Origin of the sequence: Microcoleus sp. Pol12B5 (assembly GCF_036701335.1) — a bacterium.
GTDB lineage: Bacteria > Cyanobacteriota > Cyanobacteriia > Cyanobacteriales > Microcoleaceae > Microcoleus.
On the sequence record NZ_JAUBQQ010000008.1, the window covers coordinates 1 to 20,835 of the forward strand.

At 45.5% G+C, this 20,835-nt stretch carries 19 protein-coding genes; 11 read left to right on the forward strand and 8 right to left on the reverse strand.

Translation table 11 applies throughout. The features are described from left to right. Positions 1-778 precede the first annotated feature (778 nt). The 3 genes from ltrA to QUA24_RS06610 all read left to right on the forward strand — a co-directional run bounded on the left by ltrA (position 779) and on the right by QUA24_RS06610 (position 3,802). Positions 779-2,596, forward strand: coding sequence for a group II intron reverse transcriptase/maturase (gene ltrA / locus QUA24_RS06600; protein ID WP_333228221.1), 1,818 nt, complete (start codon positions 779-781; stop codon positions 2,594-2,596). Between the two features lie 147 nt (positions 2,597-2,743). Continuing rightward, positions 2,744-3,346, forward strand: a complete 603-nt coding sequence (locus tag QUA24_RS06605; protein WP_333228223.1) for a hypothetical protein — start codon at positions 2,744-2,746, stop codon at positions 3,344-3,346. 105 nt (positions 3,347-3,451) lie between these two features. Further along, positions 3,452-3,802: a hypothetical protein gene (locus QUA24_RS06610; RefSeq protein ID WP_333228224.1), complete on the forward strand. Its 351-nt coding sequence runs from the start codon at positions 3,452-3,454 to the stop codon at positions 3,800-3,802. A gap of 150 nt (positions 3,803-3,952) precedes the next feature. Here QUA24_RS06610 and QUA24_RS06615 read toward each other — a convergent pair whose 3' ends face one another. Continuing rightward, entirely contained in the window at positions 3,953-4,933 is a 981-nt protein-coding gene (locus tag QUA24_RS06615; protein ID WP_333228421.1) for an ABC transporter ATP-binding protein, read from the reverse strand. 112 nt (positions 4,934-5,045) lie between these two features. Between QUA24_RS06615 and QUA24_RS06620 the strand changes: the two genes are divergently transcribed. Beyond that, on the forward strand, positions 5,046-5,234 hold the full coding sequence (locus QUA24_RS06620; RefSeq protein ID WP_333228226.1) for a hypothetical protein: 189 nt from the start codon (positions 5,046-5,048) through the stop codon (positions 5,232-5,234). Between the two features lie 103 nt (positions 5,235-5,337). Here the strand turns inward: QUA24_RS06620 and QUA24_RS06625 are convergent, their stop codons facing one another. Both QUA24_RS06625 and QUA24_RS06630 read right to left on the reverse strand, forming a co-directional pair. Then, the gene (locus QUA24_RS06625; RefSeq protein WP_333227394.1) at positions 5,338-6,267 is read right to left on the reverse strand and encodes a phosphoribulokinase; all 930 of its coding nucleotides are present in this window, start codon (positions 6,265-6,267) and stop codon (positions 5,338-5,340) included. A gap of 202 nt (positions 6,268-6,469) precedes the next feature. Further along, entirely contained in the window at positions 6,470-6,808 is a 339-nt protein-coding gene (locus QUA24_RS06630) for a hypothetical protein (RefSeq protein WP_333228228.1), read from the reverse strand. A gap of 95 nt (positions 6,809-6,903) precedes the next feature. Here QUA24_RS06630 and QUA24_RS06635 point away from each other — a divergent pair, with 95 nt between their 5' ends. Further along, positions 6,904-8,037 (forward strand): adenylate/guanylate cyclase domain-containing protein, encoded by a 1,134-nt coding sequence (locus tag QUA24_RS06635; RefSeq protein WP_333228230.1) that lies wholly within the window; start codon positions 6,904-6,906, stop codon positions 8,035-8,037. Between the two features lie 102 nt (positions 8,038-8,139). Here the strand turns inward: QUA24_RS06635 and QUA24_RS06640 are convergent, their stop codons facing one another. Continuing rightward, entirely contained in the window at positions 8,140-9,783 is a 1,644-nt protein-coding gene (locus tag QUA24_RS06640) for a GTP-binding protein (RefSeq protein WP_333228232.1), read from the reverse strand. 72 nt (positions 9,784-9,855) lie between these two features. Continuing rightward, entirely contained in the window at positions 9,856-10,083 is a 228-nt protein-coding gene (locus QUA24_RS06645; RefSeq protein WP_333228234.1) for a hypothetical protein, read from the reverse strand. A 328-nt stretch (positions 10,084-10,411) separates the two neighbouring features. On the opposite strand from QUA24_RS06645, the gene QUA24_RS06650 reads away from it, so the two are divergent. Together QUA24_RS06650 and QUA24_RS06655 are read left to right on the forward strand one after the other, a co-directional pair. Beyond that, a complete protein-coding gene (locus QUA24_RS06650) occupies positions 10,412-12,340 on the forward strand; it encodes an ATP-binding protein (protein ID WP_333228236.1) in 1,929 nt (642 codons plus the stop codon). Between the two features lie 253 nt (positions 12,341-12,593). Continuing rightward, positions 12,594-13,124 (forward strand): hypothetical protein, encoded by a 531-nt coding sequence (locus QUA24_RS06655; protein ID WP_333228238.1) that lies wholly within the window; start codon positions 12,594-12,596, stop codon positions 13,122-13,124. Positions 13,125-13,240: 116 nt separating this feature from the next. Here QUA24_RS06655 and ilvD read toward each other — a convergent pair whose 3' ends face one another. Next, positions 13,241-14,926, reverse strand: coding sequence for a dihydroxy-acid dehydratase (gene ilvD, locus QUA24_RS06660; protein WP_333228239.1), 1,686 nt, complete (start codon positions 14,924-14,926; stop codon positions 13,241-13,243). Positions 14,927-15,213: 287 nt separating this feature from the next. Here ilvD and QUA24_RS06665 point away from each other — a divergent pair, with 287 nt between their 5' ends. Beyond that, positions 15,214-16,056: a pentapeptide repeat-containing protein gene (locus QUA24_RS06665; protein WP_333228423.1), complete on the forward strand. Its 843-nt coding sequence runs from the start codon at positions 15,214-15,216 to the stop codon at positions 16,054-16,056. Positions 16,057-16,101: 45 nt separating this feature from the next. Beyond that, complete coding sequence (locus tag QUA24_RS06670; RefSeq protein ID WP_333228241.1) at positions 16,102-16,965, forward strand: sulfite exporter TauE/SafE family protein; 864 nt, start codon at positions 16,102-16,104, stop codon at positions 16,963-16,965. A gap of 93 nt (positions 16,966-17,058) precedes the next feature. Here QUA24_RS06670 and QUA24_RS06675 read toward each other — a convergent pair whose 3' ends face one another. After that, on the reverse strand, positions 17,059-17,859 hold the full coding sequence (locus QUA24_RS06675) for a hypothetical protein (protein ID WP_333228243.1): 801 nt from the start codon (positions 17,857-17,859) through the stop codon (positions 17,059-17,061). A gap of 381 nt (positions 17,860-18,240) precedes the next feature. Here QUA24_RS06675 and QUA24_RS06680 point away from each other — a divergent pair, with 381 nt between their 5' ends. Together QUA24_RS06680 and QUA24_RS06685 are read left to right on the forward strand one after the other, a co-directional pair. After that, entirely contained in the window at positions 18,241-18,567 is a 327-nt protein-coding gene (locus QUA24_RS06680) for a hypothetical protein (RefSeq protein ID WP_333228245.1), read from the forward strand. 59 nt (positions 18,568-18,626) lie between these two features. Then, positions 18,627-19,166 carry a GIY-YIG nuclease family protein gene (locus QUA24_RS06685; protein WP_333228247.1) on the forward strand — a complete coding sequence of 180 codons (540 nt, stop codon included), beginning with the start codon at positions 18,627-18,629 and terminating at the stop codon, positions 19,164-19,166. Between the two features lie 321 nt (positions 19,167-19,487). Here the strand turns inward: QUA24_RS06685 and QUA24_RS06690 are convergent, their stop codons facing one another. Next, on the reverse strand, positions 19,488-20,810 hold the full coding sequence (locus QUA24_RS06690; RefSeq protein WP_333228248.1) for a response regulator: 1,323 nt from the start codon (positions 20,808-20,810) through the stop codon (positions 19,488-19,490). Positions 20,811-20,835: the final 25 nt, after the last annotated feature.

Here is a 20,835-nt window from a genome sequence, read left to right on the forward strand (position 1 = left end):
AAATGTGCTCTTTGCCGCACTTGATGATGTCTGCTTTCGCGATAAATTCGGTTTAGCAATTTCAACGAAAGTGGATTAATATCTCGAAGTAAAAACATATAAAACCTCTTTGAAGTGCGATTCGTTCAGTCGAAACCGCGAAATCGGGGGATGACTGGCTTCTACAGGGTAATCCATCAGGATTGAGTTCGCACTTTAATCCCTTGTAGATGACAACTTCATGACCTTGCAGGTGAGCGTTAGTATCCTAGAAAACGGTAAGTCCTGCCCCTCAGACGTAGAGGTGAAAGCATATCTCCCACTGTAGAGACTAGCCATCAATCGGTGAAGCGGAGATAAAAGCGGAAAAGAGCTACTAGCCTAAAAGTGGTATCCCGTGAGCAAGTTCCCACGGATAGCGAAAGCGAAGTCACTGCCTGAATCACCGTTACGGCGAACCAGCGAAATAAGGCTCTGTGCGCTGGAAGTCCCAAAAGGGCATTAGTAAAAGGTGGTATGAGGATTTCAATCGACATACCTACGTTACCTAAAAAACTCGGTGAAGAGGTGACATCCTAACGGAACATACCAATGGTCATGAGGAACGAAGTAACCCACCTGATTACTCTCGGAGAGGTCGAATACTTCGAGCAGTCAGCTAAGACGAAACATCTGGGTTTCCAGGTAACAGGTGGTATAGATTGAGTCAGAAGCCAACGCCTCACTGTAATAGTGAAGGATATGCTAACGGACTCACGGTAATACGGATGATATAGCTACAAGTAGCAATGTAAATGTCATGAACACGGCAATAAAACCGATGTATGAATGGAGCGATATTAACTGGCGAAAGCTAGAGCGTAACGTCTTCAAGTTGCAAAAACGGATATATCAAGCGTCTAATCGTGGTGATGTCAAGCTAGTACGCAGACTCCAGAAACTTTTGATAAGTTCTTGGGCAGCAAAAGCATTAGCGGTTCGTCGGGTAACTCAGGACAATCAAGGCAAGAAGACGGCAGGTGTGGACGGCGTAAAATCGCTAACCCCAAAGCAACGTTTCGCCTTGATAAATAAAATTAGACTGGGTTCTAAGGTTAAACCAACACGCCGAGTTTGGATACCCAAACCTGGGACAGATGAGGAAAGACCTTTAGGAATACCGACAATGGAAGACCGAGCTTTGCAAGCGTTAGTCAAACTGGTGTTAGAGCCAGAATGGGAAGCGCGATTTGAACCCAACTCATACGGGTTTAGACCTGGGCGCTCATGTCACGATGCAGTAGGAGCAATATTTAACGCAATTAGGTATAAAGCCAAATATGTGCTAGATGCCGACATTGCTAAGTGCTTCGACCGCATTAATCACGATGCACTTCTCAAGAAACTGAATACTTGTCCTACCCTACGGAGACAAATCCGAGCTTGGTTAAAAGCTGGTGTTATGGATGGAAACAAGCTGTTCCCAACTGATGAAGGTACACCACAGGGTGGGGTGATTTCACCTCTACTCGCTAATGTCGCCTTACATGGGATTGAGGAATTGATTAGGGGTTTAGCCCCAAAATTCGACATGAAGCGACCCGACAACACTCAATTGGGTGTAAGAGATAAGCTGAAATCGATTTCATTGATAAGATACGCAGACGATTTTGTAGTCCTTCATGAGGATTTAGAAGTCGTCAAACTGTGTAAGTTAGAGATAGAGAAGTGGTTAAGTGGCATTGGGTTAGAATTAAAACCAAGTAAAACAAGATTAGCTCACACCCTGAACAGATTAGAGGATGAAGAACCCGGATTTAACTTTCTAGGATTCAACATCAGACAATTCCCTGTTGGAAAACACAATTCAGGAAAAAAGAGTAAAGTCGGGTTATTAGGTTTTAAAACTATTATCACCCCTAGCAAGGAAAGTCAGAAGAGACACTACAGAAAAGTTGCAGAAGTAATAAACAAATCGCGTGGGTTAAACCAAGCGGCTTTAATCAAAAAACTCAATCCCATCATAAGGGGTTGGTGTAATTACTTTTCAACAGTCGTCAGTCAGAAAGTATTTGAAAGGCTGTGGCACTTAGTGGTTTGGAAGCTCCTGAAATGGGGTCGCCATCGTCATAGGAATAAAGGCAGAGGGTGGATACGCCTTAAATATTTCAAAACCGTAGAAGGTGATAACTGGGTGTTCGCAACCAGAGAGGGTAATAACCCTTATGCGCTAATACAACATAGTTCCACTGAAATAAAACGCTATGTAAAAGTAAAAGGGATGGCATCACCCTATGACGGGGACTGGATATATTGGAGTTCAAGAATGGGAGTACACCCCGAAATACCCGTAAGAGTGGTTAAACTTCTCAAGCGACAAAAAGGGAAATGCACTCACTGCGATAACTACTTCAAAGATGGAGATTCGATAGAGGTTGACCACATCATCCCCAAATCGAAAGGTGGAAGGGAATTGTATGATAATTGGCAACTACTCCATCGACACTGCCACGACACAAAGACTGCCAATGATGGCAGTCTCGGTAACAAATCTAGCTGCAAAAGTGCTAAACCTAAGCCACCAGTGGAACCAAGCCTTTGGGTTTGGGAAAATGATATGTTGGTAATGACGTACTGATGACAACAGCCGTTTTATTGAGGAGCGGAATGATGGGAAACTATCACGTTCCGTTTTGGAGAGCAGTGGAGGGGGCGACTCCTTCACTGACTTTAATCACAACTTGATATTTTTATTATATCATATTACTTCTTTGTGTAATTAAATTTGTTTAACTACTTATTGACCCTCTCCAACGGCGACATTACCGCAGCCGTCAACGCTCAAAATGACTGTGGCAAAAAAACCGAAAATCTGCTGAAAATCCTCAGAGAAAAACCTTGCTTGCTCGTATTCGATTGCGCCGACACACTTTTGAAAGCAGGAGAGGCAAAAGCGGCGGATTATTTCGCCGACGATTGTGCAGAATATGCTTGGTTATTCAAACAACTATTAGAAACAGAACATCAAAGCAAAATTATTTTCACCAGCCGCGAAAGCTTAGGCAAATTGCCGTCAACAGTCACCCGCGAAATCCAGCTAAACGGATTGGATCGAGATGCGGCAGTTGCCCTATTGCAATTTTTTAATCTGACTGCAAATCCAGAGGAATTAGCCGAAATGTGCGATCGCTATTCAGGACATCCCAAAGCCTTACAACTCGTCGCAGCCTTGATTCGAGATGATACCGAGTTTCAGGGAAATGTCGGGATTTTTATGCACCAGAGAGACTGGTTGCTGATTCGAGATATTGAAAGAGCGATCGATGAAATGATAGCCCGTCTCAGCGACGGCGATCAAACTTGTCTCAGCCGAATTTCTGTCTATTAAACTTCAGAATATCCGCTATCTTTTTCAGGGATTAGCGCTCAAATGCCATAAGTTAGCAAGTATGAACTCAAAGAAAGTATTATTCAGGCCCTCAAGCGCCGACAATTGCTATATTACGATCGCCACCTCAAATCCTATCACTTGCATCCCCTAGTCCGAGAAAAGGGCGAGTACCTGCTAAGTCAAAACCCTGAAAATCTCCGTACCGCCCACAGCCAAGCCTATAGTTATTATATTAGCCTTCCCCTCAAACCTAAATCGGAATGGCAAGATATCGAGGATATTAAGCCCCTAATCAGAGCGCACTATCATGCTTCTCAAGCAGGAGATTTAGATGCAGCAAATGCGATTATTTCTGAAGTCTATGAGTATTTGCGGCAGTGGAATTGTACAGAGTTAGTATGTGCAAATCTACCGTTGCCATTGTTAACGGAAGTCAAAAACATTAGCCTTTAAGAGGCGGGCAAGATGCCCACCCCACAAGAAACTTGATCTTTTGTGGAACGGGCATCTTGCCCGTTTTCTTAGTCCGCGAAGGCGGACTTCATTTGTGTAGCTGCGGTTTCAACCGTCCGGTTTCAGTTTCAGCCGCCGATTTTATGGACTTCAACCACTAGAATAAATCCCTCTTTCTTGCAGTTGCTGCATAAAAAACTCTTCCAAACTAGGCTTAGCCAAATTCATCCCAATTAGCTGCCCTCCCGTACCACTCAGACTAGAAAGAAACTCCTTCGGATCGCCCTGCAAATGACCGTACCACAAATCATTATCCACTTCCATATCCGGTATCCATTTTTTCAGGATATTCAAGTGACCGCCCCTACCTTCAACCCGGTAAGTTTCAGTATTACCTAGGATTTCGTCGATCGCACCAATGCAGATTAATTCACCTCTGGCCAAAATTGCCACTCGATCGCAAATCTTCTCCACATCAGACAATATATGCGAATTAAAAAAAATCGTTTTTCCTTGATTTTTCAGCGATAAAATTATCTCCCGCATCTGATAGCGTCCCATCGGATCTAAACCAGACATCGGCTCATCCAAAAATACCACATCTGGATTGTTAATCAAAGCTTGAGCCATGCCGATCCGTTGCAGCATTCCCTTAGAATAGTGGCGCAACTGTTTTTTAATTGCCGCCGATTGAGATAGTCCAACTAAGTCTAGCAAATTCGGAATTCGCTGTCGCTGAATCGAAGGGGGAATTTCAAACAAGCCCGCCGCAAATTGCAAGAATTCCCAGCCCGTGAGATAATCGTAAAAATAGGGATTTTCTGGCAAGTAGCCGACTCGCTGCTTCACAGCGCGATCGCCCAAAGGCCTCCCCAACAGCAGCGCCCGCCCAGAAGTGGGGCGCACTATACCCAGCAAAGTTTTCAACAGCGTAGTTTTCCCCGCTCCATTTTGCCCTAACAACCCAAAAGTTTCCCCCTCAGAGACAGTCAGAGTGCAATTTTTGAGCGATTCAATTTTTTCATTCATCCAGAAGCCGGTACGGTAGAACTTCCCCAGATTAAATGTTTCCACCACTGGGGTAGCTCTGGGCATCTCGATGGGATTTGGCGCATCTACAAGAGGTTCCATTTTGGTCAGAGAAATAACTAGCACCTGATTATATTCTATTGCATAAGTTAAGTAATAATGTTGATATTTTTAATGTTAAACTAATATTAGCTGTAGTTAAAATTTGCTGAATATGGATCGTTCAAAACTTGTTGCTATTATCACTGGAGTGATTTCTATAATTTTAGCAGTTGCCTATCTGCTGCTTGTCACCATCCTCGACTTCCGAGGCGAAATGCTCCCTGCACCTCAAAGTCAGTTGCCAGTCTCCATGCCACTTCAGCAATTAGGCACTGCTAACCCGACTTTGCGACTACATTAGTTATTGGTTATTGGTTATTAGTTATTAATCCTTGCAATAACAACCAACAACCAACAACTGCCAACCAACAACTGCCAACTAACAACTGCCAACTGCCAACTAACTAATACACATGAATTGCTTTCATCATGTGATATGCAACTAGCAACTGCGTCAAAGCTAGCGGGTAACTTTGCAAAACTTCGCCAGTTGTGCCGATCAGTTTGCCAATTTCCGGGTTGCCTTGGGCGGAGCAAAATCCCCGCAGGTGTGGCAACTCGCTACACAACATCATTTCCAGTTCGTTTACTTGCTCGCTGGTAGCGTGGGAGTCTACTTCCAAAACGTCAACTGGTTTGCCCATATCCCGATCGAGTCCCAAGCGAATTGCAGGTTTAAAACTCTCGCTGCCTCGACCTAAAATTTCAGTAAAATCAGGGTGAGGAATTGTCGGTCTGAGAACTAAACGGACGCTCAAATTCGATTCATTTTCCGCTTCGGGCGGGTAAAAACTAACTACAACGTCGGCCGATTTGCGCTGAGGACGAATGAAGTCTTCAGAGTCAGGTTCCCGTTTTTTTATTTCTGCAAGCACCTGTTCTTCAGTATAACCGCGCTTCATAATATCGCGCTTAACTTTCCACTGAGTTCGCAACTCTTCGGGAGGAGCAAGATACACTTTTACGTCGTAAGAATCGCGGATGGTTCGGGTTGCGTAACCCAGCAAACCTTCAACTATTACAAATTTGCTGGGCTTGATGTATTCCGGTGGGTCGAATGTACCTGTGGTGTGGTTGTAGATGGGTTTGAGAATTGCTTGTCCGGTACGCAGCAGGCTGAGGTGCTGCTGCATGATATCGAGATAATTGCAGTCGGGATGCAATGCTGTGATTCCGATTTCTGCCCGCTGCTTTCTGTCGTAGCGATGATAGTCGTCAGTGCAAATCACAGTGACATTTTCTGGCCCCAATACTTGGGCAATTCCCCGCGTCAGGGTGGTTTTGCCCGCTGCGCTGTCTCCGACAATACCGAGAATAATTGGTCGATCGCTCATTGTTTTTACCCGGACGCACAATAGCAAATTTTGTTGTCAATCTTAAATCTTATCAAAGTTGTGTTCGATCCGCTCGCTCGGATGGTTTGACTTGATCCCGCCCCCGGAGTCTCCCCCATGTGTAAAATTATTGTTATATTTCTTAATATAATGCGACACCGCAGACTCAGGGAGCATCAGATAAAAAGATCACGCCCATTTCTTACCGCCCACGATGTCGATCGTACTTTTGAATCCAGCTCCGCGTCAGAACTTCGGGAAAATTACCCCTGCAAAGTGTTCGGGTAGTCTCCTTAGTCTTTTGTAGTGCAAATTGCAGCGGTGGGGCTTGTGAGATATTTTTGGTTTCCAAACCCGCAGCAAGCAGTGAATCAATTCGCCAGTCAATCAATCGACGCCCAGGTCGATCGAATTTATCCGAAATATAAAATTTTAGCCCTAGCTTTCGCTGTTTTGACAAATTAGTATAATAAATTTGACTTGAGGAGGCAATCATGCCCTCACAAACCTGTTTTTTTTCCTCTTGCTTGCCTTCGGCCATGCGTCTTTCCGTGAAAAAAAATAGGTTTGGACGCACCTGTGCGTAATTTATAAATTTAAACAAATTTTAAGTTTAACTAAGCCCGTAGCAAGCCGATGAATCAATTATCTTCAGAAAAATTAAGGGGCAGTATTTTAATTGTGGATGACAGTCTTAACAATTTATTGTTAATGGAGCTGATATTATCCAGGAAAGGCTATAAAGTAGAAGCTGCATCTAGCGGTCAAGAGGCACTCGATGCTGTGGATTTGGCTCAGCCTGACTTGATCTTGCTCGATATTATGATGCCCGATATGGATGGCTATGAAGTTTGCAGTCGCTTGAAAGCGAACGCTAGCACTCGTGGCATTCCCATTATTTTTCTGAGTGCTGTGGTACAAGCTTCTGAGAAGGTGAAAGCCTTTAATGCTGGCGGGGCGGACTACATTACTAAACCTTTTCAAACCGTAGAGGTGGTAGCTAGGGTAGAAAATCAATTGCGGCTGCGGGAACTAGAGTTGCAACTGAGGGATAAAAATCTGATGTTGCAGCAGGAAATCGCCTATCGGGAACAGGCAGAAATGGAAACGCGCTTGCTGTTGGAAAAAACCAAGTCTCAGAAAGAAAAAATTGAAGAATTGCTATTAAATATTTTGCCGAAACCGATTGCAGATCGCTTGCAGGAGGGACAAAGCATAATTGCTGACAGCTTTTCGGAGGTCAGCATTTTATTCGCAGATTTGGTGGGATTTACGAATTTTGCCTCTCAAAAAAGTGCGGCAGAAACGGTGAAAGTTCTGAATCAAATTTTTAGTCTATTTGACGAGTTATCGTTACGGCACGGTTTGGAGAAAATCAAAACTATGGGTGACGCTTACATGGTAGTCGGCGGTTTGCCCGATCCGCAGGAAAATCACGCTTTTGCTATTGCCCAAATGGCGCTGGATATGCAAGCTGCTGTCGCTAGCTTCAATGTCCAAAACAATCACAACTTTAGTCTCCGCATTGGGATAAATATTGGTGGGGTGGTGGCGGGAGTCATTGGTTTAACTAAATTTAGTTACGATTTGTGGGGGGATACAGTAAATGTTGCTCAGCGGATGGAATCAAGCGGTATTCCGGGGGAAATTCAGGTGACTGCTGCGGTTTACGATCGTTTAAAAGATAAATTTTTGTTTAAAAAGCGCGGTGCTGTTGAGATTAAAGGTAAAGGAGAAATGATCGTTTATTTGTTGGTGGGGCGAAATTAGTTATTAGTCAGTTGTGAGTTGTCAGTTGACAGTTGACAGTTGACAGTTGACAGTTGACAATTCCAAATTCCCCATTCCCCATTCCCCATTCCCCATTCCCAGTTACCACTCATCGTTGCGTTTGTTGCTGTAAGTTTCCCAATCGTCTTGTTGCGGCGCCTGATACAAAGATTCTGGTTCTATTTCTGGTTCCAATTCCGCTGACATTTCTAATTCTGGTTCCGATTCTTGCTGATAGATGTTCAGAGGTTCGACAACGCGGGCGATCGCATCTTTGACAAATGCTTTGACAAACTCGTCTTTCCGATTTAACTGAAACTGCCTTTGCACAACTTCGGTGATGCCACCATCGCCCCAATCTTGGTCATGGCGGAAATATTCAATAAAACTTTTACCGGCAATTCTGGTTAAATAAGCGGCACTGACTGCTTGAATTGCTTTGCCCAGTACAAACCCGGCCACGCTTAACTGCAGCGCCCTAGACACTACTTGAATTACGCCTTCAACTATTCCCAAACTTGCTAGGGTTTTTGCTAGAGACAATGCCAGTTCTTTCGCGCGATCGATATTTAATTCGCAGCCGTAAATCTTAGCAATTTCTACTACCATTTGAGCGTTAACTGCTGCTGTCGCTAACAAATCCACAACTGGCAAAGGCGTGACAGCAATTACTCCGGCTCCGATCCACTGAAATCGCTCTACTGCTTTATCAGCTTGCCGCCTTCTTTGAGCGTCAATTAACTTGCGCGCTTGGTCTCCCAAGTGCTGAGATTGCAGCAAAATATTGTCCGCAATTAAGTCTTCGCCTTCAGCTCGCAAAATCGCAGCGACGCGCCGAATTAATGGCATAATATCCGGGTATGGCTGAAAAATTGTGCCGTCTTCTAGTACAACTTTTTGCGGATTGGCGCTAATCGCGACTACATCCATTGCTGATACAAAACCTTTAACACGCTGCCGCAGTCGATCGAGAATTTCATCTCTGTCGGTGTCGGGATAAAGGTCAACTTTATTAAAAACCACGATCGACCTTTTGCCAATTTCCGCCAAAGTCCGCAGCGGTTCGTACTCGGATTTTCGCAAATCGCCGTCCAAAACAAATAAGATCAAATCTGCCCTCGCCGCCAACTGCCTCGCCAATTCCTCTCTGTAAGTCCCCGCAACTCCCGCTTCCAAGATGCCTGGGGTATCGGTAATTGCTAATTCTCGATCGATTCCTTTCAATTTCAGAGTGTAAGTTTCCCCAACTTCGGTAGTTCCCATCGGCGCGCCCACCTGTCCCGCCATCCGCCCCACCAACGCATTGACAGCGGAAGTTTTGCCCGCAGAACCGGTGCCGAAAACAACTACTCGAACGCTGCCACGAGCCATGCTAGCTTCAATTTCGCGAGCTCTCAACAGCAAAGCTTGCCGCGCTACTTCATCTTGAATGCGATCGACTTGTTGCCGAATTGCTTTGAGATTTTCCGAAGCTGCTTCACTTTTCACAACAGGAATCTTCGGAGTAATCGGCCGTTTTCCCTTAACTTTCTGGGGGCGTTGCAGCAGCCTAAAATAGTAAACCAGCGCAAAAATTAGGGTTCCCAAAAGTACAATTATCAGGAAAATCAGCAAATTAGCCAGCAGCGGAGAAGCAGACCACGCAACTTGACTGTAAAGCCCTGTTAAGGAACTCACCAGCCCAATAATCAGCCCCAGGGTGAGGCAGAAAGCAGCAATTAAGGTTAACAGGCGCGGCAAAGGCATGAGGAAAGCGACAAATAAAAGGGTTATGCTTTGATTTTTACATTACCCCGATCGTCATCAGTCATTGCAAATCTAAAATCTAAAATCTAAAATGGCGAAGCGCCCGTTAGCGTTAGCGAAGCGATCCGAAGGAAAGCCCGTCCCTACGGGGGCTACGCCAACGAAGAGGATCGTACTGTGCGAGCCCGCCAATCGCGATTCTGCTTGTCCAGCAGGCGCGGTTTTCGGAGTTTGAGCGCCAGCAGGACGGACAAGTGCGATCGCGCTCTTGCTGCAATTGTAGCTTGCACGATAACTCACCTACAGTTTATCGCCCGCCGCAACTGCAGGCTGGTTTATTTGCGTTTACCTACTTATTTATTCGGTGATTTATTCGATCGCGAGTCGAGCCATACTTTTTTATTAAGAATAAAATATCGCATGAAGTATCCAGAAACCCTATTTCTTAAGGTAAGTGCCTCCTGGAAGCTCCAAAAGCGGAAACGAAAAACCGGGTTTCTTAGGCAACGTAAGAGCATCTTAATTTACAAAAATTATCACATAAAATATCAATGCGGTACTCTCAAATTAGCCGCGAGTTAAGTTAGACTGAATTGTCAGTGCGTGAATTATTCACAGGTTAGCATCTATGCAGCTCAAACATCTAAATCAGCCTTCACAAGAACTCTCTACCTCTTGCGATCATCACATCAAAGAGAGCCAGCCACTCAAGCCCAATTATTTCGCTCACATAGCCCATTCCTTGGGCAACCTTAGTATTCGCGACAAAATCAGCAGTGGGTACGCACTGGCTCTTTGTGTTGCGATTGGAGGAACGACTATCGGGATGTTGGTGGGCACTCATTACTATCGCAGAACTAACAATCAAGTACACATCGATCGAGAAACTCAGCTTTTAAATAAGTTACAGGTGGCTTTACTGCGAACTAAAAATAGCCAAGAATGGCTTATTTACGGGCTAGAACAGCCCAGAACTTTTGACAATAAATACGAACAACTACAAAACAATATTTACAACTTGAAGGTGTTATTGTCTGAAGTCAAAAACTCTAAATACATGGAAGATATAGAAGGCATAGAAAACTTCAAAAAAACTTGCAATTCGCTATTGTCTAATTATCTTGCTCGAATAGAAACAGTTAATAAAAAAATCATTGTATTGCCAACTAACCCCGCTAAACAACTTGTAAAACGTAAGTTGCTGTCGAATTTAGATCGAGATAAAATAGGGTTGGAACTAGATAGGGCGGTCAATGATATAGCAGAAATTATCGATCGCGCCCAAGAGCAAGAAGATGCAGGGCGGGAGGATCTGCTGCGAGCCCAGACGCTGCGGGTGCAAATAATTTTGGGTAGCATGGCACTGTCAATCATCGTTGCAGCAGTGCTGGCGGGCTTCACCAGTCTGGCGATCGCCCAACCCCTCGCCGCTGTAACTAAAATCGCTCAGCGAGTGACTAAAGAATCTAATTTTCAGTTGCAAGTACCAGTTACCAGCACCGATGAAGTAGGAGTATTAGCAACTTCGCTGAATCAACTGATTCAGAAAGTAAATCAGTTGCTCAAAGAATTGAAATCTGAACAAGAAAGCCAGATACTTCAAAATGAGAAAATGGCAACTTTGGGGCGGATGTTAGCCGGTGTTGCTCACGAAGTTAACAACCCAATCAATTTTATCTATGCCAATATCGCTCCTGCAAGAAATTATGTTGAAGATATTTTAGACTTGCTCAAAACTTACGAAACAGAAATTTCCAACCCCCCTGCTTCTGTGATCGCCAAAGGCGAAGAAATAGACATAGATTTTCTCAAAGAAGATTTGATCAAAATATTTGACTCAATGCAAGTAGGCGCTGAAAGAGCCAAAGCTATTATCTTAAGTTTGAAAGATTTTTCTCGCCTCGATGAGGCAGCCCCTCATCCCGTCGATTTGCACGCCTGCATAGACAGCAGTTTGCTGATTCTCAACAGCCGCATCAAACAGGGCATTGAAGTGGTGCGAAATTACGGGAATATTCCGACTGTGGAAGGCTATATGGGTTTGCTTTACCAGGTATTTGTGAATCTTCTCAACAATGCACTAGATGCTGTGGAAGAGAAAGCAAAAAGTGAGAAGTCCAGCTCAGCCGAGGCGAAAAAACAATCGGCTTCGGAGTCACTCCAGGAAGCACCGAGTTTTTCGCCGAGGATTGTGATTGCTACAGAATACTTGGACGACGACTCAGTGGTAGTGCGAATTTCTGATAACGGTACGGGAATAGCACCAGAGAGCCAAGAAAAAATGTTTGAAACATTCTTTACGACTAAACCGAGAGGTGTAGGTACTGGTTTGGGATTGGCAATCGGTCGCGAAATTATCGTTAAGAAACATGGGGGGACAATTAACTTTTGGTCTGAGGTGGGAACGGGGACGGAATTTTCGATCGCCCTGCCGATTAAGCATGAGGATTTAAGGCAAAATACGCTCTTACAACCTCCAGTTGCTCGTGAATATAATTCCCTAGGCAACGGGAACGCGCCAACCAAGCCCGAAAAGAGAGGAGCTGTAAAAACTTAAAAATTATTCGTTTTAATCCCTGTTTCAAAAAAGAATGCAACTGCAAGCACGCTCCGCAATCTGATGTCAGAATTCATTCCCCATCTAAAATCTAAAATCTAAAATCTAAAATGGTATGAGATTGCTTACTAACTGGCTGTCGCTACCCCATTAAATGAGTGACAATACCCAAATCCCAACTATTTTTAGTAATCGTGAAAAACAGGAGTTGCTATAATTTAAAGTTGAGAAACAACTGTACGGAGCGAAAATTATGGGACTATTTGACCAAATTTTGAGCGCGATCGACAATCCCAACCAACAAGCAAGCCCCAATCAGTTGGGCAACATTCTCGGTGCGGTAGAGCAGTTGAGCGGCAACCAGGGCGTCAATGCGGGTACGACTCAGTTGGCGATGTCGGTTTTGGGCGGATACGTGCGATCGGCATTACAAGACGTGCGATCGCAGTCAGGAGACGCACAAGCTCAACAACTTGTCAACCAATTTAGCGGCACAAATCCCAATCCGCAAGCGGTACAGAGTTTGTTCGGAGTCGGCCAACTGACGCAGATAGTGAACGATATCGCCCACAGAACCGGTTTGAATAACGCCACAGTGCAGGCGATGATACCTGTTTTGGTGCCGCTCATACTGAATTTGCTACAAACCGGCGGCAACGCCCAAAATCCTGCCCAGGGCGGAAATCCCGTTTTAAATACGTTTTTAGATGCAGATGGAGACGGCGACGTAGATATTACTGACGCCATGTCGATGGCAGGCCGCTTTTTGAATCAGCGCCCTTAATTTGGGATTTTGTAACCGCAGATATCAGCGGATGGACACAGATGAACGCAGATAGGATTTTATCTGCGTTCATCTGCGTTTATCTGCCTTCATCTGCGGTTACAAAATTTCCTACTTTAACCCAAACCCAAATCAGTCACAGCACCAAGACTGCTAGAAGAAACCAACTTAGCATATTTAGCCAAAACGCCCTTAGTATAGCGAGGTTTAGGAGGCTGCCAAAGAGCCCGGCGCTGCTCCAATTCGGCATCAGAAACATTGAGCTGCAACAAGCGATTTTGAGCATCAATTGTAATCGAATCGCCCTCTTTTACCAAAGCAATTGTCCCGCCAACTTGCGCTTCGGGTGCAACGTGACCGACAACCATGCCGTAAGTTCCGCCAGAGAAGCGGCCGTCAGTAATTAATCCTACGGAATCGCCCAAACCTGCGCCAATAATTGCCGAAGTTGGTGCTAACATTTCGCGCATTCCCGGCCCGCCTTTGGGCCCTTCGTAGCGGATGATAATCACATCGCCGGCTTGAATTTTGCCCGCTAAAATTGCATCCAAACAATTTTCTTCAGATTCAAATACCCGCGCCGGGCCGGTAATTTGCGGTTTTTTAACGCCAGTAATTTTAGCAACGGCTCCTTCTGTTGCCAGATTTCCTCTGAGAATTGCTAAATGTCCTTGGGCGTAAAGCGGGTTGTTCCAAGGGCGGATGACATCTTGGTCGGTGCGGGGTTCGGCTGGAATATCTGCCAACACTTCAGCAACAGTTTGGCCGGTAATTGTCAGCGCGTCTCCGTGCAGCAAACCCTTTTCTAGCAGCATTTTCATTACTTGAGGAATGCCACCAGCTTTGTGCAAATCGGTTGCTACATATTTGCCGCTGGGTTTGAGGTCGCACAGCACGGGCACTTTCGCTCTAATAGTTTCAAAATCGTCGAGGGACAACTCCACTCCGATCGCATTTGAAATGGCTAATAAATGCAGCACAGCATTGGTTGAACCGCCGACTGCCATGATGACCGCGATCGCATTTTCAAAGGCCGCTCGTGTCAAAATCTGGCTCGGTAACAACTGTTTGCGGACAGCTTCCACCACAACTTTTGCAGATTCGGCAGCGCTGTCAGCTTTTTCGGCATCCTCAGCAGCCATTGTCGAAGAATAAGGCAAACTCATGCCCATCGCTTCAAAAGCGCTAGACATCGTATTTGCTGTGAACATTCCGCCGCAGGAACCCGCACCCGGACAAGCTTGTTGTTCCACTGCATTGAGTTCTGTTTCGTCAATTTTGCCCGCGCTGAATTGACCGACTGCTTCAAAAGCGCTGACAACGGTTAAATCTCGTCCGTTGTGGTGTCCTGGTTTGATCGTGCCGCCGTAAACAAAAATAGCAGGAATGTTCATGCGGGCGATCGCAATCATCGCCCCCGGCATATTTTTATCGCAGCCGCCGACAGCCAGCACACCGTCCATACTTTGGCCGTTGCAAACAGTTTCTATCGAATCAGCAATTACATCTCTCGACACCAGAGAATATTTCATCCCTTCAGTTCCCATCGAGATCCCGTCGCTGATAGTAATCGTGCCGAACATCTGCGGCATCGCGCCGGCTTCCCTTGCACCCGCAATAGCCCGCAAAGCGAGCTCGTTCAATCCCATATTGCAGGGCGTAATCGTGCTGTACCCGTTGGCAATTCCCACAATCGGCTTAGTGAAATCGCCGTCACCAAAACCGACTGCCCGCAGCATTGCTCGGTTGGGCGCGCGCTGCACGCCCCCAGTCACAGCTTGGCTTCTCAAATTTTCAGGCATTTTAAAATTTCCTTTGTCAGTTGTCTGTTGTTGACTTGTCAGTTGTCTGTTTTTCTTTGCTGCTGGCTGTTGACGGCCCAGTGCCGAGAGTTTTACGCTATTTTTAATTTTCTCAGAAGCGTTGAAATTTGTCAGGCCCTTTAAGAGGCAGTGGCACAGCAGTGTCCCGAAAGCAATGCAAAGATTCTACAGATACTACAGCGTGCAGAGTGAATACCGTAGTTATCTGGGATGATGTGGTAACACCCATCACTCTAACGTTTAAAAAAAATTGCGAGGCGAATGACATGGAGGCCGATCGAATTCTGAGGCAATATGCGGCCGGAGAAAGAAATTTTCGAGAAATTAACCTCGCCGGGGCCGACTTAAAAGGGGTAAACCTCAGCGAGGCTAACTTTACCAGAGCGAATTTCCAAGACGCAAACCTCAAAGGGGCTAACCTGACGGGAGCGAACTTGCGCGAGGTGAAATTGGCAGGGGTGGACTTGACGGAAGCCAACCTCAGCGAAGCAAATCTCATCGGTACCGATTTGAGCCGTGCCAATCTCAGCGGGGCTAACCTGATGGGAGCCAACCTGCGCGGCTCAATGGCCAGAGAAGTCAACATGACCAAGGCTAATTTGACCGAAGCTAATTTGACCGAAGCCAACTTTACCGAAGCGAATTTGTTTGCGGCCAACTTAACCGACGCTAGCATGATTCGCATTAATTTGATGAAAGCAAATTTAAGTTGGTCAACTCTCAAAGCGGTAAACCTGACAAATGCCATCCTCAGCGAGTCGCTTTTAGAAAGAGCTAATCTGACTCAGGCAATTCTCAGCGGGGCGATGCTGAGCGGGGCCAACCTGACTGGTGCAGACTTGCGCCAAGTAACGATGATTGGAGCTAATCTGAGCGAAGCTAATCTGAGCAATGCTAATTTGAGAGTTGCTAATGTGAGTTGGTCAACCCTGGCAAGAGCTAATTTGAGCGGTGCTAATTTGTACCGGGCAAAGCTGTGCTGGTCTAATTTTAGCGGGGCTATTTTGGTGGAAGCGGTTTTGATTGATGCTAATCTCAATCGAACTAACTTCCGCGATGCAGACTTGAGGCGGGCAATTATGCCCGATGGCACGACTAATGATTCTTAAAATTTGACTGTTAACTGTTGACTAATGACTAATGACTAATGACTAATGACTATCACTGAATTATTGATGTTGGGTGCGGCGGGAATTTTTGCCGGAATTCTAGCTGGATTTTTGGGTATCGGCGGCGGTACCGTGCTCGTACCTTTGTTGGTGGCTCTCAATTACGCTCCCGTGGAAGCGGTTGCTACTAGCGGTTTGTCGATCGTGATTACAGCTATTTCTGGCAGCATCCAGAATTGGCGCATGGGCTACCTCAACTTGAGTCAAGTCGCAGGCATCGGATTTCCCGCCGTCATTACAGCACAAATCGGTGCTTATCTGGCGGGGATATTTCCGCCTTACTTGCTGTTACTTACTTTTGGGTTGTTGCTGTGGCTGAATATTTATTTGATTGAAGTTCGCAAGCACCTGACAGCTAAGAAGAAAGCGGAAGTAGAACAAGGGGAACTGGGAGGACAAGCGGGACAAGGAGAAAATTCTCAATTACCAATTACCAATCACGAATTACCCCATAATTCAAATATTTTATTCCATCCAACTTTTGCTAAAATTGCCACCGGCAGTGCGGCGGGTTTATTAGCGGGTTTGTTTGGCGTAGGCGGCGGCGTAATTATGGTTCCCCTGCAAATTTTGCTGTTAGGAGAAAGCATTAAAACGGCAATTCAAACCAGCTTGGGCGTCATCGTCATCACGGCAATTTCGGCGACGGCGGGACACGCGGCGCGCGGGAATGTTTTGTGGGTTGTGGGGTTAATTCTGGGGGGTGGCGGTTTGTTGGGCGCGCAGGTGAGTACGCGGTTCTTGCCGAGATTGCCCGATCGTATTGTTAGTTTAGCTTTTCGATCGCTCTTGGCAGTGTTATCGATTTATGTTTTCTGGCAAGCTTGGGAAAAATTTAGTAACGGCTAATGGGTAATTGGTAAGGTGCGCGGCCCGGCGCACCCTACGAAAGAATGCGGGAAGATGCCCGCGCAGCACCCTACGAAAAACGAATAAGTAAGACTAATTTGCTGATAGTTTTTTCACGGCGCGAGTCAGACGCTGTAAATAAGGCTTGACAATTTCTTGATTTTGCCTCTGCAACTCGGACACTTGCTGCTGCAAATGCTGAATCTCGGTTTGCAGCATCCCTGTGTCTATTGTGGGTCGATCGAGCAAGTCCTGCAATTGCTGGAGAGAACCTTGGATTGTATCCAAGTCTACTTCGTTCAATCGCTCCTGTAACTGAGCCGTAATAGTTTTAACTTCAGTTAACTGTTCGCCCATCAATAAAAATCGGACGTTGACATTTTCCCAATCATGCTCTCTCAGGGCACTATTTTCCAAAATGCGGAGTTTTTGCTGCAAATCGGACAGTTGCGTGTGGAAATCCTGAGAATCTGCCGGCAGCGCCTGGGCTTGGCGTTCGAGGGAGGCTACGGCAGCTTGTACTTCGGCGATGACGCCGGATTCCAAGCCCTGGAGTTTCTGCCGCAAGTCGGAGACAGCGGTGTAGAGTTCCGCAGGTTCTCCAGGTAGTATCTGAACTTGCTGCGATCGACGTTCTACTGCGGCCTGTACGTCCGTAATCGCAGAATTTGCCTTTTGTTGCATTTGTTGCTCGAAACGCTGGCGATTGGCGAGATTTATCGAGAGTGCTGCGGTTAAAGGGGCGGCAGCGTAGACAATTTGGCCCGACAATCCTGCAGCAATCGTGCCAATAGCGGAACCAGCAACAGAGGCGTATTCTACCAATTCTAGCCAGTCCGGCTGGTTCGGGGCACTTCTGGAAGCTGGGAATGATGCTTTTTCAATCTTCTGCATAGCCTTTTAGTCGTAGTCGGATAGATGGCGATACCGACATGATAAAAGCGATCGGCAAATAAATCAGGCCTCTTTGTCAAAATTTCCTGATTGTGGTATTTTCATTGACCGAAAGCATCCAGGATACAAGCAGCCGGATTCATCCGTGGAGAAAGAAAAAACCTGTATCCGATGAAACTTGCCCCCAGAATTTATCCGTAGGGTCAATGCTTCAATCCTTTAATCTAAAATCTAAAATCTAAAATCTAAAATCTAAAATCTAAAATCGATTGACCTTCTGCCTTCAAAACGGTCAGTGTCAGGTAAAATTCAAAATAAGTCGATCGCTCAAAACAGTTAACCAATAACCGTTAACCGCCATCTGTCAGGAGTATACAGAAAATGGGTCTTAAGATTATTGAAAGCTACGATAGCAGTTTTGTCCTCGAACCAGAGGCTAAAACTGCACTGTTCAGTTTGTTAATCGGTGAAAGCTTTGTCAAACAAGTAGCGCTACAATTGCAATGCTCGCGCATTGAGTTTGCCGAGTTACTGTTTCAGCCAGTCCCTTACAGCAGCGATACGCCGAAGGGAATGCCTACGGAATTTGAAAAGTATCATCAATCGAGCGATTTTGCGATCGTCAACGTCCCCCCTAATTTCATGTTCCAAGCCAAAATATTTAAACCCAGCCGCCTCTGTGCAATTTATCGAGTTTTCAAGAGTTAAGTAAAGGCTGGTTAATGTGTGGTTTAATCTAAAATCTAAAATCTAAAATCTAAAATCGGATGACAGAAGACATTCAATCTCTCGCCAGCTTAGAATTCATTCCCTACATAGACTCCGAGGGAAAATTGCCAGATTTTGTCCAGGGAAAAATCGGCGTTTACGCGATTTTTGACAACGAAAAAGTCCTGCAATTTGTCGGCTATTCTCGCGACATTTACCTCAGCCTCAAACAGCATTTGGTACGCCAAACCCAATATTGCTACTGGCTGAAAGTCCAAACTATTGACAAGCCCAGCCGCACTATCCTAGAAAGCATCCGATCAAGTTGGATTGCCGAAAACGGTTCCCAACCCCAGGGTAACGGTGCCGATGCTGCCAAGTGGAACGATCCCATCGACACCAAAACTGTAATGACTGCCCAAGAAACGGCAAATTATGAAGGTATCTTCGCCGATGAAATTGCCAAAGATAAATTGTTGAAAAATGTCGCGCGGCGCGTGGAAAATGAAATTTTCGCGCTGCTAAAAGCTCGCGGCGTAACTGAAGAAATCCGGTTTAATCCCAAGCTGAAAACTAGCGGATTGCTGGATTTAAAGTAAATACGTTCTATGGTCAATTCCCCACAATCAGCCCCTGTTTGTAATGAGGACTCCTATCAAATTCTGTAGCAAGAGAATGAAACAGTCCTCCTGCTCACCCGGCACTCCGCCAGGGAATGAATTCCCTGTCTAATAGCAAAAGTCCTCTAAAAGAGGACTAATAAATTATTCAGTCCTCGGAAGCGAGGACTTTCGCTTTGAGGCAGGGGTTTCAACCCCTGACGGACTGACAGACTATCGGTTTTACCTTAAACAGATGCTCGCGTACAATCTATCTGATATATCCTCTGGGTCACTTAAATTTTAAAATGTTGAAATTTATTAAAATTTAACAGATATCGGAATCTGCACAATTAACTTGGTTCCTCGGCCCGGAGCAGAAATACAACTGATGTGACCTCGATGTTTTTCCACTACAATATCGTGACTGATTGCCAATCCTAATCCAATACCGCGGCCTACAGGCTTCGTAGTAAAAAATGGGTCAAATATCTGGTGGCGCACTTCCTCACTCATCCCACAACCGTTATCGGCAATGTGGATAACAACGGATTTATAGTTGTGAGTGGCTAATTTGGAATCTTGATTGTGCAGGGCAGATTCTGACTCACAACTTACTGAAGTGCTGATGGTAATTTTTCGGGGAGAAGGTTGAGTTTCCAGGGCATCAATAGCATTAGTTAACAAGTTCATGAACACCTGATTTAACTCACTGGCGTAACAGGTGACTCTTGGCAGTTGGCTGTAGTGTTTAATGACCTCTATCTCACCAGCTTTGTTTGTTCCCTTCAGCCGGTGCTGCAAAATAACTAAAGTATTGTCAATGCCTTCATGAATATCCACTGGCTTGTACTTTTGTTCGCCAAGGCGGGTGAATTTCCGCAAAGACATCACAATTTCGCTAATCCGAGAAGCACCCTCTGTCATCGAATTCAGCAGTTTTGGATAGTCCTCTGCGATGAATTCGGGTTGAATCTCGTTCAATTTGCCGATAATTTCTGCAACGGGGTGGGGGTAGTAATGTCGGTACAATTCGACGAGGCGAAGCAAATCTCGCGCATACTCCGCCGCTAGAGCAATATTGCCGTAGATAAAGCTGACGGGATTGTTGATTTCGTGAGCAATTCCTGCCGCTAGCTGACCTAAAGAAGCCATTTTTTCCTTCTGTATTAACTGAGCTTGAGTTTTCTTGAGTTCAGTTACGGTTTGTTCGAGTTGCTGGGCGTAGGATTGTGTTTGCTGGAATAACTGGCGCTGCACGAGTTGATTTGAGACGCGGGCGAGAACTTCTTGTTCGTGAAACGGTTTTGTGATATAATCTATACCACCAACTTCAAAGGCTTTGACTTTATCTAATACTTCATTCAAAGCACTGATAAAAATAACCGGAATGTCCTTGGTTGTGGGAGAAGCTTTCAATGCTTGGCAGACTTTGTAGCCGTCCATACCGGGCATCATGATGTCGAGCAAAATCAAGTCAGGAGGAGTTAACTCGATCGACCGCAGCGCTAGTTTCCCGTCGGGGGCGGTGCGTGTTTTGTACCCTTGCTGTGAGAGTATTTGAGCTAAAAGTTGCAAATTAGCCGGAATATCATCAACAATTAAAATATTCCCTTTTATGACGGGAGTTGGTTCGTAATTCATATCTAGTTCGGTAAAATAACCTTTA